At 42.4% G+C, this 26,201-nt stretch carries 27 protein-coding genes; 12 read left to right on the top strand and 15 right to left on the bottom strand.

Annotated elements, in window-relative coordinates:
- The first annotated feature begins 18 nt into the window (after positions 1-18).
- The 6 genes from N5P32_RS04210 to N5P32_RS04185 all read left to right on the top strand — a co-directional run bounded on the left by N5P32_RS04210 (position 19) and on the right by N5P32_RS04185 (position 7,736).
- Positions 19-1,308: an NAD(P)/FAD-dependent oxidoreductase gene (locus tag N5P32_RS04210; protein WP_265727921.1), complete on the top strand. Its 1,290-nt coding sequence runs from the start codon at positions 19-21 to the stop codon at positions 1,306-1,308.
- A gap of 166 nt (positions 1,309-1,474) precedes the next feature.
- Complete coding sequence (locus N5P32_RS04205; RefSeq protein WP_265727920.1) at positions 1,475-1,894, top strand: MerR family transcriptional regulator; 420 nt, start codon at positions 1,475-1,477, stop codon at positions 1,892-1,894.
- Positions 1,895-1,908: 14 nt separating this feature from the next.
- Positions 1,909-4,506, top strand: a complete 2,598-nt coding sequence (locus N5P32_RS04200; RefSeq protein WP_265727919.1) for a heavy metal translocating P-type ATPase — start codon at positions 1,909-1,911, stop codon at positions 4,504-4,506.
- Positions 4,507-4,807: 301 nt separating this feature from the next.
- Positions 4,808-5,965: an MFS transporter gene (locus N5P32_RS04195; RefSeq protein WP_265727918.1), complete on the top strand. Its 1,158-nt coding sequence runs from the start codon at positions 4,808-4,810 to the stop codon at positions 5,963-5,965.
- A 194-nt stretch (positions 5,966-6,159) separates the two neighbouring features.
- Complete coding sequence (locus N5P32_RS04190) at positions 6,160-6,852, top strand: PDC sensor domain-containing protein (protein ID WP_265727917.1); 693 nt, start codon at positions 6,160-6,162, stop codon at positions 6,850-6,852.
- Positions 6,853-6,881: 29 nt separating this feature from the next.
- The gene (locus tag N5P32_RS04185; RefSeq protein ID WP_265727916.1) at positions 6,882-7,736 is read left to right on the top strand and encodes a GGDEF domain-containing protein; all 855 of its coding nucleotides are present in this window, start codon (positions 6,882-6,884) and stop codon (positions 7,734-7,736) included.
- 646 nt (positions 7,737-8,382) lie between these two features.
- Here N5P32_RS04185 and yjjG read toward each other — a convergent pair.
- The 7 genes from yjjG to N5P32_RS04150 all read right to left on the bottom strand — a co-directional run bounded on the left by yjjG (position 8,383) and on the right by N5P32_RS04150 (position 14,434).
- The gene (gene yjjG / locus N5P32_RS04180; RefSeq protein WP_265727915.1) at positions 8,383-9,075 is read right to left on the bottom strand and encodes a pyrimidine 5'-nucleotidase; all 693 of its coding nucleotides are present in this window, start codon (positions 9,073-9,075) and stop codon (positions 8,383-8,385) included.
- 5 nt (positions 9,076-9,080) lie between these two features.
- The gene (yjjX, locus tag N5P32_RS04175; protein WP_265727914.1) at positions 9,081-9,656 is read right to left on the bottom strand and encodes an inosine/xanthosine triphosphatase; all 576 of its coding nucleotides are present in this window, start codon (positions 9,654-9,656) and stop codon (positions 9,081-9,083) included.
- Positions 9,657-9,754: 98 nt separating this feature from the next.
- Positions 9,755-10,852 (bottom strand): chorismate synthase, encoded by a 1,098-nt coding sequence (gene aroC, locus N5P32_RS04170; RefSeq protein WP_265727913.1) that lies wholly within the window; start codon positions 10,850-10,852, stop codon positions 9,755-9,757.
- A gap of 3 nt (positions 10,853-10,855) precedes the next feature.
- Entirely contained in the window at positions 10,856-11,770 is a 915-nt protein-coding gene (gene prmB, locus N5P32_RS04165) for a 50S ribosomal protein L3 N(5)-glutamine methyltransferase (RefSeq protein WP_265727912.1), read from the bottom strand.
- A gap of 52 nt (positions 11,771-11,822) precedes the next feature.
- The gene (locus tag N5P32_RS04160) at positions 11,823-12,587 is read right to left on the bottom strand and encodes a hypothetical protein (protein ID WP_265727911.1); all 765 of its coding nucleotides are present in this window, start codon (positions 12,585-12,587) and stop codon (positions 11,823-11,825) included.
- A 184-nt stretch (positions 12,588-12,771) separates the two neighbouring features.
- Positions 12,772-13,785, bottom strand: a complete 1,014-nt coding sequence (gene sppA, locus N5P32_RS04155; protein WP_265727910.1) for a signal peptide peptidase SppA — start codon at positions 13,783-13,785, stop codon at positions 12,772-12,774.
- 4 nt (positions 13,786-13,789) lie between these two features.
- Positions 13,790-14,434 (bottom strand): HAD-IA family hydrolase, encoded by a 645-nt coding sequence (locus tag N5P32_RS04150; RefSeq protein ID WP_265727909.1) that lies wholly within the window; start codon positions 14,432-14,434, stop codon positions 13,790-13,792.
- Between the two features lie 67 nt (positions 14,435-14,501).
- Between N5P32_RS04150 and N5P32_RS04145 the strand changes: the two genes are divergently transcribed.
- Positions 14,502-14,927, top strand: a complete 426-nt coding sequence (locus N5P32_RS04145; RefSeq protein ID WP_265727908.1) for a MaoC family dehydratase — start codon at positions 14,502-14,504, stop codon at positions 14,925-14,927.
- An 83-nt stretch (positions 14,928-15,010) separates the two neighbouring features.
- Here N5P32_RS04145 and adhP read toward each other — a convergent pair whose 3' ends face one another.
- Positions 15,011-16,021, bottom strand: coding sequence for an alcohol dehydrogenase AdhP (gene adhP, locus N5P32_RS04140; protein ID WP_265727907.1), 1,011 nt, complete (start codon positions 16,019-16,021; stop codon positions 15,011-15,013).
- A 64-nt stretch (positions 16,022-16,085) separates the two neighbouring features.
- A protein-coding gene (locus tag N5P32_RS04135; protein WP_374058263.1) for an IS3 family transposase occupies positions 16,086-17,242 on the bottom strand; the annotation gives its coding sequence in 2 pieces (ribosomal slippage) (positions 16,086-16,994 and positions 16,997-17,242; 1,155 coding nt in all).
- Positions 17,243-17,465: 223 nt separating this feature from the next.
- Here N5P32_RS04135 and N5P32_RS04130 point away from each other — a divergent pair.
- Both N5P32_RS04130 and N5P32_RS04125 read left to right on the top strand, forming a co-directional pair.
- Entirely contained in the window at positions 17,466-17,771 is a 306-nt protein-coding gene (locus N5P32_RS04130) for a hypothetical protein (RefSeq protein ID WP_265727906.1), read from the top strand.
- Between the two features lie 45 nt (positions 17,772-17,816).
- On the top strand, positions 17,817-18,410 hold the full coding sequence (locus tag N5P32_RS04125; RefSeq protein ID WP_265727905.1) for a CBS domain-containing protein: 594 nt from the start codon (positions 17,817-17,819) through the stop codon (positions 18,408-18,410).
- A 50-nt stretch (positions 18,411-18,460) separates the two neighbouring features.
- On the opposite strand, the gene tusA is transcribed toward N5P32_RS04125, so the two are convergent.
- The gene (tusA, locus tag N5P32_RS04120) at positions 18,461-18,703 is read right to left on the bottom strand and encodes a sulfurtransferase TusA (protein ID WP_265727904.1); all 243 of its coding nucleotides are present in this window, start codon (positions 18,701-18,703) and stop codon (positions 18,461-18,463) included.
- Positions 18,704-18,722: 19 nt separating this feature from the next.
- The gene (locus tag N5P32_RS04115) at positions 18,723-19,319 is read right to left on the bottom strand and encodes an alpha/beta family hydrolase (protein WP_265727903.1); all 597 of its coding nucleotides are present in this window, start codon (positions 19,317-19,319) and stop codon (positions 18,723-18,725) included.
- 184 nt (positions 19,320-19,503) lie between these two features.
- On the opposite strand from N5P32_RS04115, the gene hemN reads away from it, so the two are divergent.
- The 3 genes from hemN to N5P32_RS04100 are packed head-to-tail and all read left to right on the top strand — an operon-like array spanning position 19,504 to position 22,222.
- Positions 19,504-20,874: an oxygen-independent coproporphyrinogen III oxidase gene (hemN, locus tag N5P32_RS04110; protein ID WP_265727902.1), complete on the top strand. Its 1,371-nt coding sequence runs from the start codon at positions 19,504-19,506 to the stop codon at positions 20,872-20,874.
- Positions 20,875-20,895: 21 nt separating this feature from the next.
- Positions 20,896-21,657, top strand: a complete 762-nt coding sequence (gene fnr / locus N5P32_RS04105) for a fumarate/nitrate reduction transcriptional regulator Fnr (protein ID WP_265727901.1) — start codon at positions 20,896-20,898, stop codon at positions 21,655-21,657.
- A gap of 22 nt (positions 21,658-21,679) precedes the next feature.
- Positions 21,680-22,222 carry an adenine phosphoribosyltransferase gene (locus tag N5P32_RS04100; RefSeq protein ID WP_265727900.1) on the top strand — a complete coding sequence of 181 codons (543 nt, stop codon included), beginning with the start codon at positions 21,680-21,682 and terminating at the stop codon, positions 22,220-22,222.
- An 82-nt stretch (positions 22,223-22,304) separates the two neighbouring features.
- Here the strand turns inward: N5P32_RS04100 and N5P32_RS04095 are convergent, their stop codons facing one another.
- The 4 genes from N5P32_RS04095 to N5P32_RS04080 all read right to left on the bottom strand — a co-directional run bounded on the left by N5P32_RS04095 (position 22,305) and on the right by N5P32_RS04080 (position 26,111).
- A complete protein-coding gene (locus N5P32_RS04095; protein ID WP_265727899.1) occupies positions 22,305-22,868 on the bottom strand; it encodes a YfaZ family outer membrane protein in 564 nt (187 codons plus the stop codon).
- Positions 22,869-22,878: 10 nt separating this feature from the next.
- A complete protein-coding gene (gene ttcA / locus N5P32_RS04090; protein ID WP_265727898.1) occupies positions 22,879-23,718 on the bottom strand; it encodes a tRNA 2-thiocytidine(32) synthetase TtcA in 840 nt (279 codons plus the stop codon).
- A 120-nt stretch (positions 23,719-23,838) separates the two neighbouring features.
- Positions 23,839-24,363, bottom strand: a complete 525-nt coding sequence (locus N5P32_RS04085; protein ID WP_265727897.1) for a SprT family zinc-dependent metalloprotease — start codon at positions 24,361-24,363, stop codon at positions 23,839-23,841.
- Positions 24,360-26,111 carry a RecQ family ATP-dependent DNA helicase gene (locus N5P32_RS04080; protein WP_265727896.1) on the bottom strand — a complete coding sequence of 584 codons (1,752 nt, stop codon included), beginning with the start codon at positions 26,109-26,111 and terminating at the stop codon, positions 24,360-24,362. Before N5P32_RS04080 ends, N5P32_RS04085 begins: the two co-directional genes overlap by 4 nt.
- Between the last annotated feature and the right edge of the window lie 90 nt (positions 26,112-26,201).

Below are 26,201 nucleotides of genomic sequence, written 5' to 3'. Positions count from 1 at the left end.
GTTTATAGGGGATTTTGCATGAAAAAAATCGTAGTAGTTGGTGGTGGTGCTGGAGGCTTAGAGCTGGTCACCAAATTAGGCCATGCTTTTGGTAAAAAGCGTCAAGCCGATGTCGTTCTTATCGATAGAAGTCAGACTCATATCTGGAAACCGCTATTGCACGAGGTTGCGACAGGCTCTTTGGATATAAATAATGATGGACTTAATTATCGGGCCCATGCGGCAAAACATCATTATCAATTCCAGTTGGGAACGCTAATGGGGGTGAATCCCGAAGAGAAGACGCTCACTCTGGATTCTCTGTCTGATGACATGGGGCACATCGTTCTACCTGAGCGGACGATTTCTTATGACATACTGATTATGGCTGTCGGCAGTGTGAGTAACGATTTTGGCACACCGGGCGTTGCTGATCATTGTTATTTCTTGGATTCACACAAACAAGCTGAACGTTTCCAACAGGCACTATTGAATCAGTTTTTACGCGTTCATCAAGAAGGGCCAGAGGCACAATTAAAGCTGGCGATTGTTGGCGGTGGCGCCACGGGCGTTGAATTATCTGCTGAGCTTTTCCACGTGGCCGATATGTTAAAAGCGTATGGCATGCCTGAGATGTCGGGTAAGCGAGTACAAGTGCAATTAATTGAAGCCGGACAGCGAATTTTGCCCGCTTTACCTGATCGCATCGCTTCTTTAGCGACCAAAGAATTGATTCGCTTGGGGGTCACTGTCAGCCAGAACACCCGCGTTGTTCGCGCTTACGACGGCGGATTTCAAACTGCGGATGAGAGAAATATTGAAGCCGACTTGATGATTTGGGCTGCAGGTGTAAAAGCGCCGGACTTTGTGGCGAACATAGAGGGATTTGAAACCACTCGAAATAATCAGATATTGGTAAAAGGCACCTTACAAACCACGGCCTTTGATAACGTATATGTCATTGGTGATTGTTGTGCGTGCAAGCAAGCGGATGGTTCTTTTGTGCCACCAAGGGCGCAGTCTGCTCATCAAATGGCCAGTTTGGTGTTTGATAACATCAAGGCTTCTTTTTTGAGTGAACCGCTTAAAGAATATACCTATAAAGATTACGGCTCTTTGGTTAACTTGAGTCGCTACAGTACGGTAGGTAATTTAATGGGTAATTTGATGGGCGGGTCTATGTTCATTGAAGGTCGTATTGCTCGTTTTGTGTACGTATCTTTATATCGCCTTCATTTGATTGCGATACACGGTTGGTTCAAAGCGACGGTGATTATGGCTGCTCAAAAAATCGGAAAAGTGGTTAAGCCAAAACTCAAGCTGCATTAAGTCGACATCGACATAGTAAATGCTATTAAGAGCCGAGTCATTGAACTCGGCTTTTTTATTGGTATAAGTTCGTTGGCATGCACAAAAATTCTTGACCTATGTGCTACATATAGGTTTTACACTTTGAATAGTGTTTTATTAAATACGAACGTTTTTAGGAGGGCTTATGCGAGTCAGTGAATTGGCTAAAGTGGCCAATGTAACCGCTGAAACGGTTCGTCACTACACACGACTGGGATTAATTCAGGCTGTACGAGATCCGAATAATGGCTATCAAAATTACGACAAAGTCGCCTTACAAAGGTTGCACTTTATTCGGCAGGCAGGCGAACTAGGTTTTAGTTTAAAGCAAATTGAAGAGATCTTTCAGCAATCTGACAGTGGTGATTCACCTTGTCCAATGGTTAGGGATTTATTAGAGAAAAAAGTTCCTGAAACCAAGATGAAGATCGCTCAACTACAAGCACACCTTATTAAAATGGAAGATGCTTTGAGAGCTTGGGAGGGAATGCCAAACGGTACACCTGATGGGCATTCTATTTGTTGTTTGATCGAAGATTGGGAAGGATCCAAGCAATCACATTAATAGGAGGATAGGGTATGGGGAACTCGGTATCAAATACTCATAACGAAGCGATCGAAAGAACCATTTTGGTATCCGGTATGTCTTGCCAAGGTTGCGTGACTAAAATACGTCAGCTTATCCAAGAAAAATGTCCAGATGCTAAAGTAGAGGGACAACCAAAAGAAAACAAACTGGTTGTAACCTCAAAGTTAGACATGGGTCGCATCCAAAAAAGCGTCGAGGAAGCAGGCTTTATTTTCTTAGGCTGTTCCGATGATGAGCAAGAACAGGTAGATGGGAGTGAACAAGGTAGTGAGCTTGCTCATCAAACGAGTGACACTCTGACAGATAGCACTGTAGAGCCTGTTAAAGTAGAACATCAAAGAAACGAAGCGGTAACTTATCAGCTTTCTATTGCTGGAATGACCTGTGCTGGCTGCGTTAATACAGTTCAAAAAGCCTTAACAAATACACCAGACGTTGTATCTGCAAACGTTAACTTTGCTAACCATACGGCTCAAGTAGTAACAACAGGTCAATCTGAAGCGCTGCTGAATGCGGTAGAGAATTCGGGCTATCATGCCAAGGTCATTCTTGATGCTGAAAAAAGTGAAGAAGAACGAGGTCAAAGAGAACTGGCTGAATATCATGATAAGCGACAGTCTTCGGCGTGGAGCTTAGGTCTGGGCATTCCATTAATGCTTTACGGTGTTTTTGGTGGGAATATGAGTGTGAGCACGCTCAATGATAGGTTGATTTGGGGTGTGGTCGGCTTGGTTACTTTGGTCATCATGACCCGTGCTGGTAAACATTATTTTCGCGGCGCTTGGAAAGCATTTATAAATCATCAGGCAAATATGGATCTGTTGATCGCTTTAGGGACGGGAAGTGCATGGTTATATTCTATGCTCGTTGTTCTTGCTCCAATGAGCTGGTTACCAGATAACACCCATCATTTGTATTTTGAGGCTGCTGTAATGATCATAGGCTTGATCAACCTTGGGCAGGCTTTGGAGCTCAGGGCGCGTCGTAAAACGAGTCAGGCTTTGCATCGGTTACTGGATCTTCGCCCCAAAATGGCAATACGTATTGATGGTGATCAGGAAGTGCGAATTAGCGTTTCCGAAATCCATGTAAACGACATACTTCGCGTTCGTTCAGGGGACAAAATACCCGTCGATGGGGATGTCTTAGATGGAGTATCAACGGTTAATGAATCTATGTTGACGGGTGAGCCAGCACCAATAGAAAAAAGCAAAGGAAGTCGTCTGTCGGCAGGTACGGTGAATGGACAAGGCAGCTTGTTATTCAAAGCCACTCACGTTGGCTCCAATACATTATTAGCGCAAATTATCGATATGGTGGGCAAGGCACAAAACTCAAAACCACCTATTAGTGTTTTGGCTGACAAAGTGTCTTCGATCTTCGTTCCGAGCGTAATCATTATCGCTATTTTAACCGCTTTAGCGTGGTTTAATTTTTCAGCTAGCGACGACGTCTATTCCTACATGTTGGTAACGGCTATATCCGTCTTAATTATTGCCTGCCCCTGTGCGCTGGGTTTAGCAACGCCAATATCGACCATGATAGGCATTGGTAAGGCCGCGGAGTGCGGTGGGCTTATTCGAAATGGTGACGCTCTTCAGCGAGCAAGCGAGTTGACCACGGTTGTATTAGATAAAACGGGTACCATTACCGAAGGCAAGCCAAAGGTTGTTCATACTCATTTAAATGATCATGCTCATTTAGACTGGGTGTGCGAGCTTGTTTCCGCACTCGAAACGAACGCAAATCACCCTTTGGCAGATGCTTTATTGGAACATTGTAATACACCTATTAAAGGCCGTAAGAAGGTTGCCGTAGAAGCGTTTGAATCGCTGGTAGGGTTGGGTGTAAAAGGGCGTATTGGCCGTGATACGTATTATTTAGGAAATGAACGATTGATGTATGAAAAAGGCATTTCTATCATTATTGACGATGCTAACGCGGATTTTAAAACGGCAACGCGTGTCTTTCTTTCTGATGAAGCGGAATTAATGGCGATATTCTATATTGAAGATCCGATTAAGAAAGGGATAAAAGAAGCCATTTCCGATTTTAAGCACCAAGGTTTAAAAGTCGTCATGTTAACGGGTGATAACCATGAAACGGCCGCAGCCGTTGCAAAATGTGTTGGTATTGATGATTATCACGCGCAATTATTGCCAGACGATAAGTTGGAGTGGGTCACAAAGCTTCAAGAAAAAGGAGAGGTGGTCGGTATGATTGGTGATGGGATTAACGATGCTCCAGCGCTGGCCAAAGCGGATGTTGGGTTTGCTATGGGAGCCGGAACAGATGTTGCCATGGAAAGCGCGGATATTACATTAATACATAACGATTTAAAGAGTGTTGCTGACGTTATTCTCATTAGTAAAGCCACGCTAAAAAATATTAAACAGAACCTTTGGGGCGCATTTGCGTATAACAGTCTAGGTATTCCGATTGCTGCTGGAATCTTATTTCCTCTGACGGGTTGGCTATTAAGTCCAGTAATAGCGGGGGCCGCAATGTCCTTGTCTTCTGTCACAGTTGTGACCAATGCAAATAGGCTACGGTTGTTCCACGTGCGACAGCCGAAAAAAATGAAATAGGGAAAAGGAGTATAAAATGAGCTTGCTCATTAATGTAACGGGAGTGGCTGCAATTGTGTTCGTTGTTTATTGGTTCTGGTGGCCAGCTCGATCAAAAAATAAGGCCCAAAAATGATGCTCTTCAAAAGTGAGACTTATTGGTTTTATTGAGCAATTACTATCGAGTTACGGTAAAATTTACGATCGTAAAATAAGCTAAGAATCAAAACGGTTCTTGGCTTATTTTTTTGTGTTTTTACGGCTTGTTGTGTCATCTCATTGCCGTGCTTCATTCTTTAATTCTCGAAATGTTGGAGTGAGTATGCTTGCTGCATATCAATGGGGTATTTTTGCTATTGCCCTCGGTACCTTTGGAATTGGTACCACTGAGTTTATGCCAATGGGCTTGTTGCCTGTCATTGCTGATGGCGTTAATGCATCTATTCCTGCTGCAGGTTTGTTGATTAGTGCTTATGCGGTTGGGGTTATGATTGGCGCACCTTTAATCACTTTATATTTAACTCGATTTAGCCAAAAAACGTCGCTGATCGCTCTGATGGTGATTTTTGTTATTGGTAATGTTCTGTCGGCTATGTCAGTGAATTATGAAACGTTCTTGTTTTCCCGAATTATCACCAGCCTTTCTCATGGGGCATTTTTTGGGATTGGAGCGGTCGTAGCAATGAATCTCGCGCCATATCATAAAAAAGGTTCGGCTGTGGCGTCTATTTTCTTAGGGTTAACCATTGCGAATATTGTTGGCGTGCCTATTACGACCTGGCTTGGTCAAACCTTTGATTGGCGGATTTCTTTTGCCGTTACTGCCTTGTTGGGAGTGGTGGCTATTATGGGCATTAGTCGTAGTTTGCCGTCCATGCCAAAAGCAGTAAAACCGGATGTCAAAAATGAATTGAAGGCCATTATGCAACCGGCGGCATTGCGTGCTTTTGCAACCACGGTCATGTGCGCAGGTTCCATGTTTACACTTTACACCTACATTGCCCCCATTATGCAGACATTGGCTCAAGCATCAGACAACGCCATTGCCACCATGTTAGCCCTGACAGGAATAGGGTTTACATTGGGCAATTATGTAAGTGGCAAGATTACCGATAAATCCCCAGATCTTGCATTGTTTGTGTTTCTTGGTTTGCAAGTTTTCGTATTAGTGTTGTTTCGCTTTTCCTCCACAACGTTAATCGGTGCAGGCATGACCATATTGCTTTGGGGTGTGGTGATTTTTGGGAGTGGACCACCATTGCAAATGCAAGTAATGAAGATCGCAGACCAAGCACCGGGACTGGCTTCCTCTATTAATATTGGAGCATTTAATTTAGGTAATGCACTCGGAGCTGCATTAGGTGGTCTGGTTATTAGCATCGGTTTCAGTTTTGAATGGATACCGACGGCAGCAGGGTTGTTGTCATTTTTGGCGTTAATAATGGTTTGGTTTAACCGACGATCATCAAAGCTAGCTTAAAACTCGATACAATAATAAGGGTGCTATAAGGCACTCTTATTCTTTTTAGTGTTCAACCCCCCATTAGCGTTGTCTAATTCATCATATCGTGATTGAATTGTTTCACCCCTTGTTATAAATGAATTGCATAGTAATGGCCGATATTTTTTGGCCTTTATATGTTTAGACATTCAGAATTGTGACGGATAAACAGTTTGAACCCTCTAAAAAATACGATTTTAAAGCTAAACCGATTGATTTTAGCTTTGGCTTTAACCGCAACGATACTTACCCTGTTTAACAGCTTCTATTCAAATTACCAAGTTCAGAAAGAACAGCTGATCTTGCAGTCTCTTGAAAGCAATATGGCATACGCTAGTAAACTGTCAGATACTACCGAGATGTTTCTGCGTTCTTCCCAGCAGCAATTAGCGTTCACGGCAAATGCACTGTCAGAGCAAATGTCTAACAGTGTCAGGCTAAATCAAGAAGCCAATCGACTGAAGTATCAGACGGATAGTTTCAATTCTGTAGTGATAAGTAATGAGTTAGGCATTACTAAAGCAGCGTCACCTGAGGCATTGAACCTTGTTGGGGTGAAATTAAACTCAGTTGGCACGACCGAAGCATTGTACGAAAAGAAAGCACTGATAAGCGCCCCTTACATTTCTTCTATTAATAATTTAGTCGTTTTTATGTCTGAACCTATCGTTGGAAGAGATGGCGATTATTTAGGCTTTTTAGGTGGCACAATTTATCTAAAAAACCTAAACATTCTGAGTGAAATATTGGGCGATCATTACTATGAAAACGGGTCTTACATCTATGTGGTAGATAAGAGAAGAAGATTTTATACCACCCTAACATTAGCCGTATCGGTACCACGGTTATTAACAACGACGGCTTAGATAAAATGCTGACCCAAAAAGAAGGGGGCATGCAGTTAATTAATAGCCAGGGGATTACCATGTTGGCAGGGTATTCCACCATAGCCAGTACGGGTTGGATTGTTGTCACTCAAAGCCCATTGCAAGCAACGCTTGAGCCATTATTCGGTATTATGCAAAAAGTATTACTGCGAACATTACCTGTGGCATGCGCTGTTTTTTTGTTCATTTGGTTTTTTGCTCGCTCTATTTCTCGTCCTTTACAGCAGCTAGCAGACAAAGCGACAACGTTGAACAGTCCAACGGTTAGCAGAGAAATTGAAAGTATTAATTCATGGTATGTAGAAAGCCATGGCTTAAAGCAAGCCATGCTAATCGGCGTTCAATTACTACAAAATCAGATTGGAGAATTAAAGAGAGACGCTGAAACTGACCCACTAACCGGCGCAAGCAACCGTCGCGCATTGCAGCTTACTTTGAAACAACAAATTTACATCGGCCGTGCATTTTCAGTGTTAGCTTTAGACATCGACTTTTTTAAACGGGTTAATGACACATATGGTCATAAGGTCGGTGATGACGTTCTTAAGCAGCTTACAAAAGTGATGACACATTTTTCTAAAGCGGGCGATATGGTTTCTCGAACCGGTGGCGAAGAATTTGTTATCTTGCTTAAGAATGAACGTTTAGAAATGGCGTTAGCTTTGGCCGAACAATTGAGAACGGCGGTAGCGAATGAGCCATTTGAATTAGTTGGCAACATCACAGTGTCCATTGGTATAGCGCACTGGTCACCAGAAAAGCCGCAGACAATCGAAACGCTACTCGCATTGGCTGATCAAGCTTTGTATAAAGCCAAAGAACAAGGCCGTAACCGTTGTGTCATTGCTAACGATTTGAGTTAGTTTGATCTGAGGAGGGAGGTCGCTACTGCTGAGCGCTCGGTATATGTCTCTCAATCATTCTTTAAAAAGATTCATTAAAGCGTTTTTTTTCAGAACAACGGCACGACCATAATCACAAATATCAATAGTGATTTTTCCAACATTTTTCTTCGATCACAGTAAAGTCCATGGTATTTGGTGTTTAAGAAAACGCATGAAATTCACTGAAATTATTGTCAATGTGATGAAACGGTCATTTTTAAACACTGATAGATAGTGTTTTTCAACCGATACGATTGATCATGCATAATGCGCTCTAAACAACACACGCTATGCAATGTGTTTTATAAGACGCTATGTGTTTTATAAGACGCTATGTGTTGTTTAGAACAAAAATAATGGATCGGACAAAACCAACTTGGTTAACTCAGGATATGGATGATTTTATTTTGCAAATCAAAACAAACATAAGCTGGGTGTGCGGCTAAGACATTGATGATCACAGACTCTAAGCGTTAGTCATGAAGTTGGAAAAAAGTGTTGGAACAGTGCTAATCAGCTATTTATACTATTTCCGATAATAACATTTATCGGAAATAGTGAGTGTTAACATGCTCTAATACTCATGCGATTACCCATGCACAACATGACGAATTTTTATGATGGATCACGTTGTGATTCTTAGCGTTTCTAAAAGCTGTGCTAACTCAAACAGCGAGTCCACTTCGTACGTTGGTAAAATGTCTAATGGCTTTGGTTTGTTTTCGTGGTTCAACCAACAGGTATCAAGACCAACATTATTGCCACCTAAAATGTCTGATTCTAATGTATCACCAACCATCAGGACGTGATTAATATCTGGTGACCCCATTTGTTCTAAGGCGTACTCAAAGATTTTTCTATGCGGTTTCGCAATGCCCACTAGCTCAGAAATGACCACTGGTGAGAAATATGGCAATAACCCTGTTCGCTCTAAGCGAATTTGTTGGAGTTGAGCAAATCCATTGGTAATAATGCCCATTTTTACATTGTTATTATGCAAATGTTTTACTAGTTCGACTGCGCTCGGTAATGTTTTGCAAATTTCTGCCATAGCGTTCAAAAATTCAGTGTTGAGTTGTTTCGCACTGATATTCAATCGATCACTCCATAATTGAAACCGGCGTGTCTGCAATTGTTCTGCGCTGATTTGGCCGTTTTGATATTCAACCCAAAGAGGCTTATTTAGCCCTTGGTATTCATCAAATTCCGCTCGACCGAAATCGATACCATGTTTTAAAAACATGTGTCTTAGGCCTGCAAAGTTATCAAAATGAAACAATGTTTCGTCAGCGTCAAATAGTATCCATTTGTATTTCATCGTTTCTAACTTGGCTCGTTTGTATAATGTTCAGGGTGCAATGCCGGTGCGAGCGCTAAAATTAAGGCTTGGGTGTAAACGCTTTCTCGTGTTGCTGCATGATTGGTAAATAGGCCAATGGCTCCGCCTTTTTGACGAATGTTTTCTGTTTTAAAGACATCATCCATCACCATTCCGAGTTCTTCATGTGCCACTAGGCGCTGATAAACTCGCTCTGGTAAAGGTAAGTTCGCAGACCTACCTGTCATTAACCTTCCTTGAGCGTTCTGAATGGCGACGTAAGCAAACGTTGCAGCGCCCTCCTCGAATCGATCTACGCCACCTTCCATTGCGACAAAAAAATCCATCTCTGCGTTTGGGCTGTTTTCTGAGCAATATCGAGCGCGATTTTGTGCGCCTAAGCGAGTCTCCGCTTCTGACATTGGCTGATCGGCAACACCCGAAGGTGCAGACATTTCTTCGCAATGAATAATGTGATTTGGAAAAAGAATGGCAAAGGCTTCTCTGGCTGCGTTTATTTTTACTGGGTTTTTTGATCCAACACAGACACGGATAACGGTTGATTTGGCAGTTAAAGTCATAGTATTGATCTCGTTCATTCCATTTTATCAACAAAAAAGCCGCTAGTTGCCCTGTGAATATCGGCGACTAACGGCTTTGTTATTCCATTTAACGGTCGTTACGCTTGGCCATTAATAATTGGCGTTGGACACACTACATCAGCATTTTGCGCTCTGTGTCTCAACAAATGATCCATGATTGTTAACGCAAGCATGGCTTCCGCAATAGGTGTCGCACGAATACCAACACAAGGATCATGACGACCTTTAGTAATGACCTCTATTGGGTTGCCTGCACGGTCGATGCTTTTCCCAGGAATAGTAATGCTGGATGTTGGTTTTAAAGCCATGTGAACAACAATGTCTTGGCCTGAAGAAATACCACCTAATACACCGCCAGCGTGATTGCTTAAAAAGCCCTCAGGCGTCATTTCGTCGCGATGTTCACTGCCTTTTTGCTCAACAACATCAAAGCCGTCACCAATTTCGACGCCCTTCACTGCGTTAATACTCATGATGGCTTTCGCAATGTCGGCATCGAGACGATCAAATACAGGTTCGCCCAACCCTGGCATAAGGTTCTTCGCGATTACCGTTATCTTTGCACCTACGGAATCACCTTCACGGCGTAACGCTGTCATGTATTCTTCTAGCTGTGGTATTGCGTCTGGGTCAGGGCTGAAAAAGCTGTTTTCATAAACTTGGCTTAAGTCTTTAACCGCTAGCTTAATTGGACCAAGTTGTGACAAGAAGCCCTGGATTTCGATACCGAATTGTTGTTTCAAGTATTTTTTGGCAATAGCGCCAGCGGCAACACGCATCGCCGTTTCACGAGCCGATGAACGACCGCCTCCACGATAATCACGGAAGCCGTATTTCTGATCGTATGTGTAGTCGGCATGGGCAGGACGAAAAGTGTCTGCAATATTACCGTAATCTTTTGAGCGTTGATCTGTGTTTTCGATCAATAAACCAATAGGCGTCCCCGTGGTTTTTCCTTCAAAAACGCCGGAAAGAATTTTGACTTCGTCGGCTTCACGGCGTTGTGTTGTGTGTTTTGAGGTGCCAGGTTTGCGTAAATCCAAATCTCTCTGCAGATCTGCTTCACAAATCTCAATGCCCGGAGGGCAACCGTCTACAATGGCGCCAAGCGCAATACCATGACTCTCACCAAAGGTGGTGACTTTAAAAAGTGTTCCAAATGTATTACCAGACATAGTTTATTTCTGCTCTTGTAATAGTTCACTGAGTTGTTCTTTGGTTAGGATAAATACACCATTACCACCCTGTTCTAACTCTACCCACATAAATGGAATATTGGGGTATGCCGCTTGTAAAGCGATCTCGGTGTTACCTACTTCGTATACTAATATACCGTCATCTTGCAGATAATGCGCGACTTCGGCCAAAAATTTGTGGGTGAAATTAAGCCCATCTTCACCAGACGTTAAGGCCAGTTCCGGCTCGTTATGAAACTCGGCTGGAGCGTTGTTGAAATCGTCTGCATCGACATACGGTGGGTTGCAAATAATAAGGTCGTATTGTTTACCTGCCAAACCAGTAAACATGTCGGAATGAATGGCTTGCACGCGGTCTTCAACTTGGTGGCGTACAATATTTTCGTTGGCAACCAAAAGAGCCGCTTCGCTGATGTCTGAAATATCGACTTCAGCGTCTTCAAAAACCAAAGCTGCCGCTATACCTAAACAGCCAGATCCAGTGCACATGTCTAATATATTTAACGGATAGTTTTTAAGCCATGGTGCAAATTCACTTTCAAGCAAGGATATGATGGGAGATCGTGGAATCAAGGTGTCTTTAGTGACTTTAAATGGAAGCCCCATGAACCAAGCTTCACCCAGAAGATAAGGCAGCGGTTCGCGTTGATTAATACGTGTTTGTACTAATTTGAGAATGTGTTTCTTTTCATTGTATGTCAGTGCGCAATCCAACATGTCGCGATCAAAATCAAGTGGTAGTTTAAGAGCCCCCATCACTAAATGAACCGCTTCGTCCCATGGGTTATCTGTGCCATGGCCATAAAATAAATTAGCGTTTTGGAAACGGCTGAATGTCCAACGAATAAAATCTTTTATGCTGGATAAATCACGAACGGCAGTTTGTTTGTTGCTCATCTTCTCTTCTTAATTGTGATTGCGCGGTGCTGTGAGTGGCGCATTATAACGGTTATTGTTTCGAGCCTCTATCCTTGTGTTGTATGCTTTTCACGGAAGTGGTCAGAGCCTCTAGTTTTTCCGTCATTTCGTGCCATCTTTTCTGATCGCTTAATGCGCTATTTGTTTTGATACTGTCTAGCTCAGCGTTCAACTTTCCGTTTTCTTTCATTAGTAATGCTATTTGATTGTCTTGCTTAGCTAAATTCACTTGTTGTTGGGCCAGATTGATTTGAAGCTCTGCGCTGATTTTTTGCTCTTGTTTTAATTGACTCGTGAGAACGTTGTTTTGAGTGAGTATGTCTTGGTATTGCTGTTCTTTATTGAGCAGCTTTATTTGCAATTGTTCAAGGTCATTGCTTGCTCTTTTGTGTGTCTTAGTTAATTGATCGTGAGCGGTTTGCAGATCGATCAATACGCCAGATAAAGCAAGATACCCTCCTTCTGTTGCGTCGAGTTTTCGTTGTTGATGTTGTTCTATTTCTGTGGACTTTTCATCCAACAGCTGACCTAGGTGTTGAGTGACATCTCTTGAAAATCGCTTAAACAGAGGAAGTAAAACCGAGTCTAATTCTTTTAGTTGATGCTGTTGGTGCTCTTTGTAGCTTTCTTCCCATTCTGCAATGGCATTCATGAAAGTGGTGTTTGAGCAACGACGACCGTCTTTTTGCAGAAAATATTCGGTCAGTCGAGGAATATTAGGAAACCGGTTGTTTTCAATCAAATCCCAGCAAGCCTGATCTATCTCTTCTCTTGCTATATTTGCTTTTCTCGCCATCGTTAGCTGTTCCACTGATTTTTATTTAATAATATAAGGAATTATTTTATCAAATATATCCTTATGTAGCCACATAGGTGTTCTCAATGCCCTCGTTATGCATTTCTTCCAATTCGCGCAACAGCTTTATTTCAGGCAATAAAAAAGCCCCAATCAGGGGCTTTGTAAGTTTTAAGCTTAGAGGCTATTGAAGGTTTGTGCTATTAATGACTCTTGTCGCCATTTCAACACCAAGCTCTTTCGCCAATTCTTTCCAAGAATCTTGTTTTGGCTCGTATACAACAGGTTCTGCATTAGGAAAGCGACTGTCTAGAATGTCATTAACACTGGCTAAGCCGTCAATTAAGCCAATTTTGATGGCTTGCGAGCCCGTAAACACCATGCCAGAAAATACATCGTCAGTAATGACCAATTTTTTTCCTCTGCCTTCTTTCACTGCGTTGATGAACTGTTGATGCGTTTCATCCAGCACCGCTTGCCATTTCGCTTTGGCTTCTTCAGTCATGGGGGTAAATGGATCCAGAAAGGCTTTATTGCGGCCAGCGGTGAATGTGCGACGCTCAACACCAATTTTTTCAAGCAAATGGCTGGCATCAAAGCCTGATGAGATGACACCGATGGAACCGACTAAACTGGCTTTGTCCGCGTAAATTTCGTTAGCAGCGGACGCGATGTAATAACCTCCAGAAGCCGCCATGTCTTCGACCACGACGATAACCGGAATTTCTGGGTAAGCTTGTTCTTTACTACGAATGGCATCGTAGATAATGCCCGAATGCACAGGACTACCGCCAGGACTGTTCATTTCTATAATAACACCAGTGAGCTGTGTATTTTGATATGCATTATCCAGCAATCGAACGAATTCGGATGACTCAATTTCCGCGTTGGCGCCTATTACGCCACGCATCGGAATCATTGCCACTACATCTCCTTCGAGACTTACATCTTGCAAGCTGGACTTTGCGAACCACCCAACGATCACGGAAATTACAATAATCAATGTAAGAAAACGAAAGAAAATTTTCCAGCGGCGACTACGACGTTTTTCTATCAGGTTTTCACTCAGTGTTTTTTCTAACAAACTCCAAATTTCTTTATTCGGGTCAAGGTTATCTTTCACTGACGATTTATTTGGTGGAGATGACGTCGCATCTGTGATTTTGTGTTGCTGATCTTCATCTTCTGTCCAGCTCATTACTTTAAAGCCCTAATATAGTTGGTAATTGTGTAAAGTGGTCAATGATGGCGTGTGGCTTACAAGCTTTTAGCCGGTCTTCATGATGTGCGCCATAGGTCACTCCGACGCTTTTCATGCCTGCATTAGTTGCCATTTCTAAATCATACTCTGTGTCGCCTATCATAATGGCGTTCTCTGGTAATGTATCTAATTCGTTGAGTAACTGTTCAAGCATTAGCGGATGCGGCTTTGATAATGCTTCGTCGGCACAGCGTGTTGCAACAAAGTAATTTTCCGTCTTAGTTAGAGCCATAACTCGATCCAAACCTCGTCGACTCTTTCCGGTGGCAACCGCCAGTTGAATTCCCGCGGCTTTTAACTGATCCAAAACCGCTAATACACCAGCATAAGCCGATGGTGGCGCTTGGTCAGCGGCAACGTAAATACGTTTATAATGCTCAATAAGATTATTTTGGTGGGCACTTTTTAGTTCTGGCCACACTACCGATACGGCTTTATCAAGTGACAAACCAATGATGTTTTTAATGTCTTCTTTCTGTCTGGCAGGGGCATTGGCCAGACGGCCTGCTTGGAGCATGGATTCGCAAATTTTATCGATGGAATCGAATAGCGTACCGTCCCAATCAAAAATCACCAATTTAACCATAGATACCTCTTAAGAATGGTTCGTCGAAAGTGTACCATACTCGAAAATGACTAAATAAGGATTGGCAATGACTTCTGGTTATACATTAGAACAGCTTTCAATTGATCAAAGCGTCGAATACCGCAAAGTAGTCACAGAGGCAGATGTTCACGCGTTTGCTGATGTGACGGGTGACACAAACCCTGTGCATTTAGACGCAGAATACGCAGCGACAACCTCTTTCGGTCAGCCTATTGCCCACGGCATGCTGACGGCGGGCTTTATCTCAGCCGCAATTGGTACACAGCTACCTGGGCCGGGTTGCATTTACTTAGAACAAACTCTGAAGTTTCGAGCGCCAGTATTTATTGGGCAAGAAGTGATCACGACAATTACCGTTACCGACATTAATGAAAGACGCCGACGCGCAACATTAAAAACCGTGTGCGAATGTGATGGTAAAGTTGTTGTGACAGGTGAAGCAACAATCATGTTGCCAGCAGCAACCGCTTAAAACCGACATGATGTGACTACAAAAAGTAAGGCGATGTAAATTCGCCTTACTTTTAGATTTTCCTTTTTTTATGTCAACTTAGATTACATAGACATAACGATACGGCCCGTAATTTCGCCTTTTTCCATATCGGCAAAAATCTCGTTGATGTCATCAAGTTTTTTCTCTTCTATGATGGCCTTCACCTTGCCACGCGCTGCAAACTCCAAGCATTCCTCTAAATCTTTTCTTGTACCAACGATAGAACCAACAACACTCACCCCATTCAGCACTGTGTTGAAAATAGGAAGCGGCATGTCATCTGCTGGCAAACCCACTAAAACACACTTACCGCCACGTCGAATGACATCATAACTCTGCCTAAAGCCTGCTTTGCTTACTGCGGTACACACGCTGGCATGAACACCACCCGTGGCATGAAGAATATCTTCAACGACATTGTCAGTTTTAAAGTCACAGTACGCTTCTGCACCTAGCGAGATAGCAAGTTCTCGTTTCGCTTGGCCTGTGTCGACTGCAACAACCCGAAAACCCATAGCCACAGCATACTGGACAGCAAGATGGCCAAGTCCGCCGATGCCAAAAATGGCCACCCAGTTTCCAGGTTTCGCCGTGGAGACTTTGAGCGCTTTATAAGTAGTAACACCAGCACAAAACAATGGCGCCGCGTCAACAAAACTTAAATTAGCAGGCACTTTGACAACATAATCGGCATCCGCAGCACAATATTCCGCATAGCTACCATTAACGGAGTACCCAGCATTTTGTTGCGAGAGGCACAGGTTTTCATCGCCACTCAAGCAATATTCGCAATGACCACAAGCGCTGTATAACCAAGGAATTCCAACCCGATCACCTTGCTTAATGTGCTTCACAGCGCTGCCCACTTGAACAACCTCTCCAACACCTTCGTGTCCAGGTACCAACGGCAAAGTCGGTTTCACCGGCCAATCTCCATGGCATGCATGCAAATCAGTGTGACATACACCACAAGCATGAATTTTTACAAGTACCTGATGAGACTCAATGTTAGGCATTGGAATATCTTCAATGTTAAGGATAGACCCGAATGTGTTGGCGACCGCGGCTTTCATATTATTCTCCTGGTAGTTTGTGTTTCCTGTGATATAGCGTATCGGAAAACACCATGAATCGCCACTAGTTCAGTAGACACTTCTCAATCATCTTTTCGAACAGTTTTTCATACTCAACAGGTGACAGCATATCATTGGCACTGTGGCGTCTGACAGGGTTATAAAACATTTCGATATAATTAAAAATGTCTTGTTTTGCTTCGCTCCTTGTCGAGTAAATCTTCCGCTTCACTCGTTCTCTCTTTAAAAGCTGGAAAAAGCTTTCAGCAACAGCATTGTCATGGCAGTTCCCTCGTCGACTCATACTGGCTTGTAAGTTGTGATCGTCCAAAAAACTGTGCCAATCATAGCTTGTGAACTGACTGCCTTGGTCTGAGTGAATCGTCACCCTATGCTTTGGCTTTCTTCTCCATACCGCCATTATCAGTGAATCAAGAACAAGTTCTTTCACCATTCTCGGGCCCATACTCCAGCCTATTATTCGACGCGAATAGAGATCGAGTACGACGGATAAATACAGCCAGCCTTCATGAGTTCGGATATACGTAATATCAGTAACCCAAGCTGTATTCGGGCTTTCTGGATTAAACTGCCTTTCAAGCACATTGCTAGCTATCGTATGTGTTTCTCCTGTACGAGCCCTAGGCTTGCGGTAACCCACTTGAGCCTTGAGTCCTGCTCTTCGCATCAGATAATGCACTCGATTAATACCACAAGATTCATTCAAGGATCTCAGGTCGTGATAGATCTTTCGATAACCGTAGACACAACCCGACTCCAGCCACAGTTGTTTGACAAGACCTGTTAGCCTCTCATTTTCCTTAGCCAGCTTTGATTTTGGCTCTTTCAGCCAAACATAATAGCCACTAGGGTGAACATCGAAGAGATTGCATAGTCGTCTTACTGAAAAATCGACACTGTGATCCCTGATAAAGGCGTATCTTAGTCTGGGTGGCTTGCGAAGTACGCCGCGGCTTTTTTTAACAGGTCGCGCTCTTCCGTTACTCGTTTGAGTTCTTTTCGAAGACGAAGAATCTCGCTCGACTCAGCAGAGGCCTCTGCAAAAGATTCTGCCTCTGGGCCATATCGTTTAATCCAAGCGTATAAACTGTGGGTGGTGGTGCCTAAGCGATTAGCGACTTCAGCAACACTAAAGCCTGCTTCTGTCACTTGCTTAACCGCTTCAATTTTGAATTGTTCTGGGTAACGTACTTTGCTCATAAATACCTCTCACTTAGATCATTTTATCTAACTAAAAGGTGTCTAGCTAACTAGTGGCGATTCACCAAACAGAAAGTCGACATAGATCAAGCCTTATTCATTATGACCATAATGGTTCAACAAAGTAGCGGATCGTGAAAATATGCGGCATTTTGTAAAAAAGGCTGTAATTTCAATGGTATCAGGCCTATATTCAAAATATAAATCAAACATTTGGTGCTCCATGAAATTCCAAATCCTTATGATCATTGCCGTGATTGCGTCGTCAATTTTGACGATCTCTCAACGCGCTAATGCAAAAGAAGTTAATCAGTTTCGCTGGATGGAACCAATAGCCGAACAACACTGCGGCGAAGTGGTTGCTCTTGATCAAGAAAACGGATCAGATAACGGCTGCTTGGTTCGTCATTCATCACATAGTTTCGCTGAAGCTACGTTTTCACGCTCCTTTTACAAAAGCTCCTATTTTCTCGCATCAGCCATCCATAGCAACGTTAACCCTAGGGCGCCACCTTTTTCACTGATCTAACTCACCCGATTTTTTTATCTATTCATTTTGTACTGGTGACTAATCATGAAAACGTTAACGTATGTATCAACAAAAAATGTAAATGAGCTAACTTGGCCTACCACTGTCGAGAACATCACTCTCTACTCATCCGCTTTGTCTGTGTTCACGGACTTTCAAAATGCAGGTCCTCGAGTCATTGAATCCAACACCCCTGCTGATGAACTTGTGCATTTGATGAGAAAAGAGCACGTCCGTATGAAAATTGTCGTCGATTCAAACAACCAATTTATTGGGATCATTAGCTTAGAGGATTTATCTGAAGATGTGTTTATTAAGCAAGTAGCGAACGGGTTTAAGCGCTCTGAATTGATGGTTGCTGATTTGATGAGATCAAAAGAAGTGTTACTCGCTCTTTCTTATACGTCACTTAAACATTCAGATATTGAATCTCTTCTATTTAGTCAGCGCAATAATTCTTTGCAACATTTACTTGTCATAGATGAAGAGACAAAAGCAATACGAGGTCTGGTGTCTTCAAACGACGTCGCCCGTCAGCTAAGGTTAGATATCGACGTTTCTTATTCAAGTTTTGAACAAACTTATCAAAGCGCAATTCATGGACAAAAAGAGTCCTCGAGTAATCTGAAAGTGGCTTAAAAACATTTAGAAATACCGGAAAGCCCAGAAAAAACTGGGCTTTCTTTCTTTCATTCTTTTTCAACTCGACTTTTTTCAATCCAATAGTAGTAAACACTCCCTTCTTGTTCTTGCTTTACCAGTGTGTGCCCGAGAAATTGGCAAAACTTTGGTATATCGCGGGTTGTTGATGGGTCTGTCGCGATCACTTTAAGTATGTCTTTCGCAGCCATTTTTCTCATTTCCACATGCAGCATCATTACTGGCTCAGGGCACAGTAAATCCGTTGCATCAAGTACGGCTTGATATTCCATAGTATTCTTCTCTGCTGTATTAATCTCTGCACTCTAGCTTGTTGTCTAACCAATTTTTGGTGTGTGCGCTAATTTCTGAAATCGTATCATCGATGCTTCTATTGTATTTTTTTAGCGTCTTGAAGTCATGGTCTGCTCCCTCAATCCAAATGATTTCAACATTGCTGGGGAGGGTTTGACGACTTACCCACTCCAATGAGCCAAGCTGATCTCTTGTCCCTTGTATTATTAGACAGGGAGCGGTCAAATTTTCTAGGAATGACAATCGGTGCTTTTCTGGCTTCCCAGCGGGATAAAAAGGAAAACCAAAACACACGACACCTTTGACCATTGGTAAATTAGTCAATTGACTAGCGACCCGTCCTCCCATTGATTTGCCTGCAACAATACAAGAGCGCTCTTGTTCGATGCACTTGCTAAACTCTGGGATTAGCGTATTAAACCGAGGGGGCGGTCTTTTTTTGCCTGAGCGTTCTTGTTCCTGCATATAAGAAAATGTCACAGGATACACGGTCTGTTGCGCTTCTTCTGAAAGCGAGCGACAAAGCTGCGTCATAAATTCATTTTTATGACCGGCTCCCGCACCATGGGCGAGGTAAAAATGTGATGTTTTCATAGTATTCAGATTTTAAAAAAACCATTAAATCAAATTCCACGTTCGCTGAGAACGGTGGTCGAAAATTTTTGGGGAAGGTTTGTGTGTTTTTATCCTGTCAGCATGATAATTATTGATCTGCGTCAGAAAAGACCACACCGCTAAAGAGTAGACTTCCTATTAGAAATTTTAATAGGAACACACGATGATTTGGGATTCTTCACTTATTAGTAAGTATGATTTATCTGGGCCCCGCTATACTTCATATCCGACCGCGCCACAGTTTGATCCAGCAATCAGTAAGATTGCTCTAATCGACAAGATGTTAATGCCATCGGATGCCCCTTTGAGCTTATATTTCCACATACCATTTTGTGCACACCTTTGTTACTACTGTGCATGCAATAAAATTGTGACAAAGCAATATGACAAAGGTGTGGAATACGTCGAACTGCTCGGTGAAGAAATGAGGCTACGTAGCCTGATGCTCGATCACACCAGAGACGTTACGCAGTTGCATTTTGGCGGTGGAACTCCCACCTTTTTGACAGAAGAGCTGATCGCAACTCTGTTTGAAAACATCAAACAGTATTTCAATTTAGTAAATGATGGCACTCAAGATTACAGTATTGAGATAGATCCTAGAGAAATTACCTATTCAAAGCTGAAATTATTGACGGAAATGGGAATAAACCGAATCAGTATTGGTGTGCAAGACTTTGATGCTAAAGTACAAGAAGCCATTCATCGGGTTCAGCCGCTTACCATGGTGTCTGAGCTTGTGGACAATGCTCGCTCACTGGGCATTAAATCCATTAATTTTGATTTGATATATGGCCTGCCCTACCAGTCACTAGAGGGATTCAAAGAAACTCTTTATCAGGTGATTTCATTGTCTCCTGAACGTATTTCATTGTTTAACTATGCGCACCTGCCTGAGCGGTTTCGTGCTCAGAAACGCATTTTAGACAACACTCTTCCCTTACCCAATATCAAGCTAGATTTATTAAAAATGAGCATCGAATACCTAACCGCAGCGGGTTACGATTACATTGGTATGGATCATTTTGCTAAACCCAGCGATGAATTAGCGCTTGCTCAAAAACAAGGCAAGTTACAAAGAAATTTTCAAGGCTACACAACACATGCTGGTACAGACTTAGTGGCTTTTGGTGTGTCTGCTATTAGCGATTTAAATGGCATTTATATACAGAACTACACAGACTTATCTGCTTATAGGAGTAGTATTGAAAAAGGTCAACTAGCGATTGCAAAAGGGTACATTAGTGACCACGATGATAGAGTTAGACATCAGGTTATTATGACGCTCATATCTCAATTTAAATTGGACGTTACAGAGGTAGAGGAAAGGCACAAAATTCATTTCTTCGATTATTTTTCTCAGGAAATGGACAAGCTATCTCCTATGCTAGAAGATGGAATGATTGAAATAGACCAGTGTGGAATGCAGACCACAATTAAGGTTACCGAGCGTGGGCGTTTGCTTATTCGATGCATTTGTATGGTTTTCGATAAGCATTTAAACAACACAGTAAAATATTCTAAAGTAATATAGATGGATCTCAGGGAGAGCTAAATGTCAATGACACACACACATTCGCGTTTTAATAGCACGTTAACTTCGCAGTGCCAGAACTGCAGTTTAAGTGCACTATGCCTTCCAATTGCTCTAGCTGATGAAGACATCAATAGATTGGACCAAATTATTGAGCGTAAAAAACCACTCAAAAAAGGTGAATTCCTTTTTCGTCAGGGTGAAGCCTTTGATTCCGTTTACGCTGTTCGCTCTGGAACACTAAAAACGTTTAACATTACCTCTTTTGGTGAAGAACAAATTACAGGCTTTTATTGCCCTAGTGAGTTGGTAGGCCTAAGCGGCATTGACTCCAACACCTACCCTGTTTCTGCCAAGGCTTTAGAAACAACAACCGTCTGTGAGATACCATTTAGCCATCTAGAAGAGCTTTCGTCTCAGATACCATCATTAAAGCACCAACTGTTTAAAGTGATGAGCCGTAAGATTTCAGATGACCAACAAATGATGGTTTTACTCGGTAAAAAAAATGCGGATGAAAAAGTGGCCTCTTTCCTTTTAAATCTTTCGAATCGCTTCAAAAAACGAGGCTATTCGGCCAGCTCATTCCGTTTGTCTATGTCTCGTGGCGAAATTGGCAATTACTTGGGACTAGCAGTTGAAACGGTGAGCCGTGTCATTACTCGCTTTCAGAAAAGTGAACTGATCCATGTAGACGGAAAAGAAATTGAAATAGTTGATTTCCCAGAAATGCAAAAACTCGTTGGGGTTGCTAGTGATTGTGGTAAAATCTCTCACATTTGAATGATTTTGAGGCAATACCATAATGCTCTACGATGATTACTACGTTAAATCACTAATCCAAACGGTTGAAGATTGGCCAAAACAAGGCATCAGCTTCCGAGATATCACCCCTATTTTTAGTGATCCTAAAGGGATGAGAATGGTAGTGGATGCTTATGTGCATCGTTATATGGCTACAGATATTACGCACATTGCTTGTATCGACGCGCGTGGCTTTTTGATCGCTGCTGTTTTAGCGTATGAACTTCAAAAGCCACTGATTTTGGTTCGCAAGAAAGGCAAGCTGCCTGGCAAAACCATCTCTCAAAAGTACGCTCTTGAGTATGGAGAAGCAGAGCTTGAAATCCAAGAAGGCTCTGTAAAGGCTGGAGATGAAGTTTTATTGTTTGACGACTTGATTGCAACCGGCGGCACTTTATTTGCTGCAATCAAATTGCTAACAAAACAAGGCGCAAATATTAAAGAAGTGGCGGCAATTATTGATTTACCTGATTTGGGTGGAAGCCAAAAATTACGCGACAGCGATATTCCAGTTTTTAGTCTGTGTGCCTACGACGGCGATTGATTGTAACAGATATAAAAGAGTGTAACTTGATATAAAAAAGGTGGCCTAGGCCACCTTTTTTATATCGTCTAGAAATCTAGAACTAAAAGTCTACTGTAGCACCGACAGACAAACCTTTGTTTGACTCTTTACGCGTATTGTCATCGTAAATAGTCACTGTCTTACCATAGCGAATGTAGGCACGTGCATTGCGCATAGTCATGTATTCTGCTCGGAACTCATATGTGTACATGTGATCCAGATTCGTGAAGGATAATACTTCGGGCGCATAGTACAATGAGCCGTAAATACTAACGCGATTAGCTTGTGGAATCGTGTAACGGTACCAACCACCTAAGCTCAGCGCCATTGACAGATCATCTTCATTATCTAAATCCGCATCGATAGCGTACAAACGTGCGCCAATGCCAACTTGTAACGGCCCGCTTGTGTCTGAGTCTTGTACGCTTAGACCAAGGTGAGCAGTCGACGTGCTTTCGTCTTTATCATGGGTGATACCCGCATCGATACCAAAGCTTCCCAAGTCTAAGTTTACGTCACCTTTAACAGTTTCATTGGTTAAGCTCACACCCGCTGTAGAAGCATTAACAACAGAAGCTCCAAGTATTCCAGCAGTAAGAAGCAATGTTTTATACGTAAAGTTCATTAGAAATATCCTATAACGAAATTATGTTCAGTCGGTTCAAAGCATCTGGCGCTTGCTTTAGACCTTTAAAATCAAATAACTCTGTGTCTGCTAAGTGCGATGGAACAACATTCTGCATAGCCGAAAACATTGTTTCCGTTCTACCAGGAAATTCTACTTCCCACTTTTGCAGCATATCTTTCACAACTTGTCGTTGAAGATTCTCTTGGGAGCCGCAAAGATTGCATGGAATAATGGGATATTCCTTCATCGTAGCAAACGCTTCAATGTCTTTTTCTTTGCAGTATGCCAAAGGGCGTATAACAACATGTTTACCATCATCACTTAGTAATTTTGGTGGCATGGATTTCAATTTTCCGCCAAAAAACATGTTTAAAAATAACGTTTCGAGAATGTCATCTCTATGGTGCCCTAGAGCAATTTTAGTTGCCCCTATTTCTTCGGCAAAACCGTACAAAGAACCACGACGTAAGCGCGAACAAAGGCCGCAAGTCGTTTTGCCTTCTGGTACGATTTCTTTAACAATACTGTAAGTATCACGCTCCAAAATATGGAAATCCACCCCTAACTCTTCCAAGTAGGCAGGTAGAATATGCTCCGGAAAACCTGGTTGTTTTTGATCCAAATTAACCGCAACGATACTAAAATTGATAGGAGCGCTCGCTTGTAAATTTCGTAAAATCTCAAGCATGGTATAAGAGTCTTTACCGCCCGATAAACACACCATTACTTTGTCACCGTCTTCAATCATGTTGAAGTCGGAAATAGCTTGGCCTGTCAGTCTGCGAAGACGCTTTTGGAGCTTATTCAGCTCTAACTTTTCTTTGGGTCTATTAGATAAATCCATCATATATACGCTGTAAACAAAACGGGCTCATCTTACTATAAGGAGGCTGGAATCGCATCAAAAATGAAGAACATAAGGCAAATGTGCATGAAAATTCATTATTACAAGGAGAAGGATGGCTTATTACTTGCTTTTGTCTACAAACTGTAAGGTTGATTTACAGCCCTTACAGATATACTCAGTTCCTTTCTGCGCTCGACTATGACGCTGTTTACTAAATTGATGCTTTTGGCATGAACATTGGTATTCGTACGCTTGTTTTTGCGGTGGTGTATCAAATGTGTGTGTACGGTTAGGCCTAAGCCCGTAGATTTTAATCATCACCGCTTGCCACTCTTTCCCATGCGGTTTAACTGTATTGCCATATATTTGATAAACGATTAAATGCGCTACTTCATGAGGGACTACGGTATCCATAAATTCACTTGGGTTTTGTTGATACATATACACATTAAAACGCAGCTCGTTCTTTTGCAGGTGTGCGGTTCCTGCAGCCCTTCCGCGTTGTTTAAGGTTACAAACAGGCCGCCTAAATCGATTATTAAAAAACACATCCGCCCTTTCAAAACAGGACTCAACTTTGTTGTTGATGTATTCTAAGGCTTCTTCTTCGAGGCTGTGTCGTGCTTTTCTTGATAGTGCATTCATCCAGAAACAACCTCTTCGGAATCAATGTCATTTACCAACTTGATCAAGTCTTCCGCAAAATCAACGAAATATTCTTTAGATAATCCAGTCAATCGACTCAATGAGGCTACGGACTTAGGTCTTTGCGAACAAATAAGTCTTAATTGGGTGTCACTCAGTTTGTTTGTTTCACTGGTGGATTTCCAAGCTAAAACCTTGTGCCATCGTAGTGCTTCTCGACCGATCTGATCTTCTTCCATAGTGGGATAGTATTGTTCGTTAGGAACGATTATTTGCTCTTTGCCCTGAAGCACTGTCCGAGATTTTTCGTTAATTTGAACCGTAAATGTGTGGGATGAACCAATTGTAATGTATTCAAACGCAATAAGATGTCGTACGACGGACTTCCATTGAGCCTCGCTCAATTCTTTGCCTTTACCGAACAAAGGTAAACTCTCTGCTTTGGCGGATAAAACCGCTTTCGTCCTTTTGCCTAGCAAGACTTGTATCAACAAAGAGAAAGGTTGTACGCCCCGTGTATGATAAATCAACGACAGTAATTTTTGGCTGGCAATCGTCATATTTTGTTCGGCGCGATTAGACAAACATCGGTCACAATGCTGGCAAGCGTCAATTTTTTCATCGAAATGAGACAACAAGTTTTGCCTTCTACACCCTCGATTTTCGAGAATATAAAACAAATTATTCAGGTGTTGAGCGTCTGTTTCTTCGTGAAAAGACACTAACTGTTGCGCCTGTAACATATCCTGCAAACCATATAAAAGCAGTGATTTAGCGGGCTTACCATCTCGTCCGGCTCGACCAACTTCTTGAAAATAGGCTTCAGGGCTGTTGGGTAAATCCAAATGCACAACAAATCGAACATGAGCGATATCGATGCCCATTCCATAAGCGGTTGTGGCAACCATGATAGTGCCATGTCGTTCCGCGAAAAGACGGTGATTTGTGTGTTTGTCTTGATCTGACATAGCAGCATGATAGCTTAAACTTGGCAGCCCGAGTGAGGTTAGCCAACCTGCGATTTCTTCTGTTTTTTTACGAGAACGACAGTAGACGATACCCGTTTCACCGGGTACTTCATGATGCAGAAAGTACAACAATTGCTGTTTCGCTTTTCGCTTTTGCGCAATATGAATCTTTATATTTGTTCGGTCAAAACTGCTTCGCAACACATGACAATCGGTCAAATTTAACGAGGTTTGAATTGTCTGAATGGTATTTTGATCAACTGTCCCTGTCAGAGCAATGATAGGGATGTCTGGAAAAGCCTGCTTAAGTTGTCCTAATTGGCTGTATTCCGGTCTGAAAAATCGCCCCCACTGAGAAATACAATGCGCTTCATCGATGGCAAATAAGGCGATATCAAAACTGTGCAAGAAGCCAATAACAGATGGCTGCACTAATTTTTCTGGTGATAAGTAGAGTAAATCGATGTGCTGATGACGCAACGCCCATACCAAATCGTCTTGCTCGCCTGGGTTTAAGGTCGAATTTAGGAATTTAGCTCTAATCCCTTTTTTGTTTAACTCTTCTACTTGTTGAGACATTAAAGACAATAGTGGGCTGACAACAATGGCCACACCGTTTCGGATCAGCCCTGCTGCCTGATACACCAATGATTTCCCACCGCCGGTAGGCGCAGCGAGCAATACATCTTTCCCTTCGCACAAAGCATCGATCGCCTTTTCTTGCAAGGGACGATATTCGGAGTAGCCTAAACGGGAAAGTGTGAGAGTCTTTTCATTCATTTGTGAATTATCTCTTAACCCGTCACTTTCTGCATCGATTTTTCGCCCTGTTTTCGCTAGAATCGGACACTTAATTTGTATTGGGGAAAC

This window comes from Marinomonas pontica (genome assembly GCF_026191375.1).
Classification (GTDB): Bacteria; Pseudomonadota; Gammaproteobacteria; order Pseudomonadales; family Marinomonadaceae; genus Marinomonas; species Marinomonas pontica.
The sequence above is the reverse complement of the archived record's forward strand: the minus strand, read 5'-3'. Positions and strand labels throughout refer to the sequence as shown.

Coding starts and splice junctions, on each gene's coding strand:
- N5P32_RS04210 (WP_265727921.1), top strand. CDS start 19: ATGAAAAAAATCGTAGTAGTTGGTGGTGGTGCTGGAGGCTTAGAGCTG.
- N5P32_RS04205 (WP_265727920.1), top strand. CDS start 1,475: ATGCGAGTCAGTGAATTGGCTAAAGTGGCCAATGTAACCGCTGAAACG.
- N5P32_RS04200 (WP_265727919.1), top strand. CDS start 1,909: ATGGGGAACTCGGTATCAAATACTCATAACGAAGCGATCGAAAGAACC.
- N5P32_RS04195 (WP_265727918.1), top strand. CDS start 4,808: ATGCTTGCTGCATATCAATGGGGTATTTTTGCTATTGCCCTCGGTACC.
- N5P32_RS04185 (WP_265727916.1), top strand. CDS start 6,882: ATGCAGTTAATTAATAGCCAGGGGATTACCATGTTGGCAGGGTATTCC.
- yjjG (WP_265727915.1), bottom strand. CDS start 9,075: ATGAAATACAAATGGATACTATTTGACGCTGACGAAACATTGTTTCAT.
- yjjX (WP_265727914.1), bottom strand. CDS start 9,656: ATGACTTTAACTGCCAAATCAACCGTTATCCGTGTCTGTGTTGGATCA.
- aroC (WP_265727913.1), bottom strand. CDS start 10,852: ATGTCTGGTAATACATTTGGAACACTTTTTAAAGTCACCACCTTTGGT.
- prmB (WP_265727912.1), bottom strand. CDS start 11,770: ATGAGCAACAAACAAACTGCCGTTCGTGATTTATCCAGCATAAAAGAT.
- N5P32_RS04160 (WP_265727911.1), bottom strand. CDS start 12,587: ATGGCGAGAAAAGCAAATATAGCAAGAGAAGAGATAGATCAGGCTTGC.
- sppA (WP_265727910.1), bottom strand. CDS start 13,785: ATGAGCTGGACAGAAGATGAAGATCAGCAACACAAAATCACAGATGCG.
- N5P32_RS04150 (WP_265727909.1), bottom strand. CDS start 14,434: ATGGTTAAATTGGTGATTTTTGATTGGGACGGTACGCTATTCGATTCC.
- N5P32_RS04145 (WP_265727908.1), top strand. CDS start 14,502: ATGACTTCTGGTTATACATTAGAACAGCTTTCAATTGATCAAAGCGTC.
- adhP (WP_265727907.1), bottom strand. CDS start 16,021: ATGAAAGCCGCGGTCGCCAACACATTCGGGTCTATCCTTAACATTGAA.
- N5P32_RS04130 (WP_265727906.1), top strand. CDS start 17,466: ATGAAATTCCAAATCCTTATGATCATTGCCGTGATTGCGTCGTCAATT.
- N5P32_RS04125 (WP_265727905.1), top strand. CDS start 17,817: ATGAAAACGTTAACGTATGTATCAACAAAAAATGTAAATGAGCTAACT.
- tusA (WP_265727904.1), bottom strand. CDS start 18,703: ATGGAATATCAAGCCGTACTTGATGCAACGGATTTACTGTGCCCTGAG.
- N5P32_RS04115 (WP_265727903.1), bottom strand. CDS start 19,319: ATGAAAACATCACATTTTTACCTCGCCCATGGTGCGGGAGCCGGTCAT.
- hemN (WP_265727902.1), top strand. CDS start 19,504: ATGATTTGGGATTCTTCACTTATTAGTAAGTATGATTTATCTGGGCCC.
- fnr (WP_265727901.1), top strand. CDS start 20,896: ATGTCAATGACACACACACATTCGCGTTTTAATAGCACGTTAACTTCG.
- N5P32_RS04100 (WP_265727900.1), top strand. CDS start 21,680: ATGCTCTACGATGATTACTACGTTAAATCACTAATCCAAACGGTTGAA.
- N5P32_RS04095 (WP_265727899.1), bottom strand. CDS start 22,868: ATGAACTTTACGTATAAAACATTGCTTCTTACTGCTGGAATACTTGGA.
- ttcA (WP_265727898.1), bottom strand. CDS start 23,718: ATGATGGATTTATCTAATAGACCCAAAGAAAAGTTAGAGCTGAATAAG.
- N5P32_RS04085 (WP_265727897.1), bottom strand. CDS start 24,363: ATGAATGCACTATCAAGAAAAGCACGACACAGCCTCGAAGAAGAAGCC.
- N5P32_RS04080 (WP_265727896.1), bottom strand. CDS start 26,111: ATGAATGAAAAGACTCTCACACTTTCCCGTTTAGGCTACTCCGAATAT.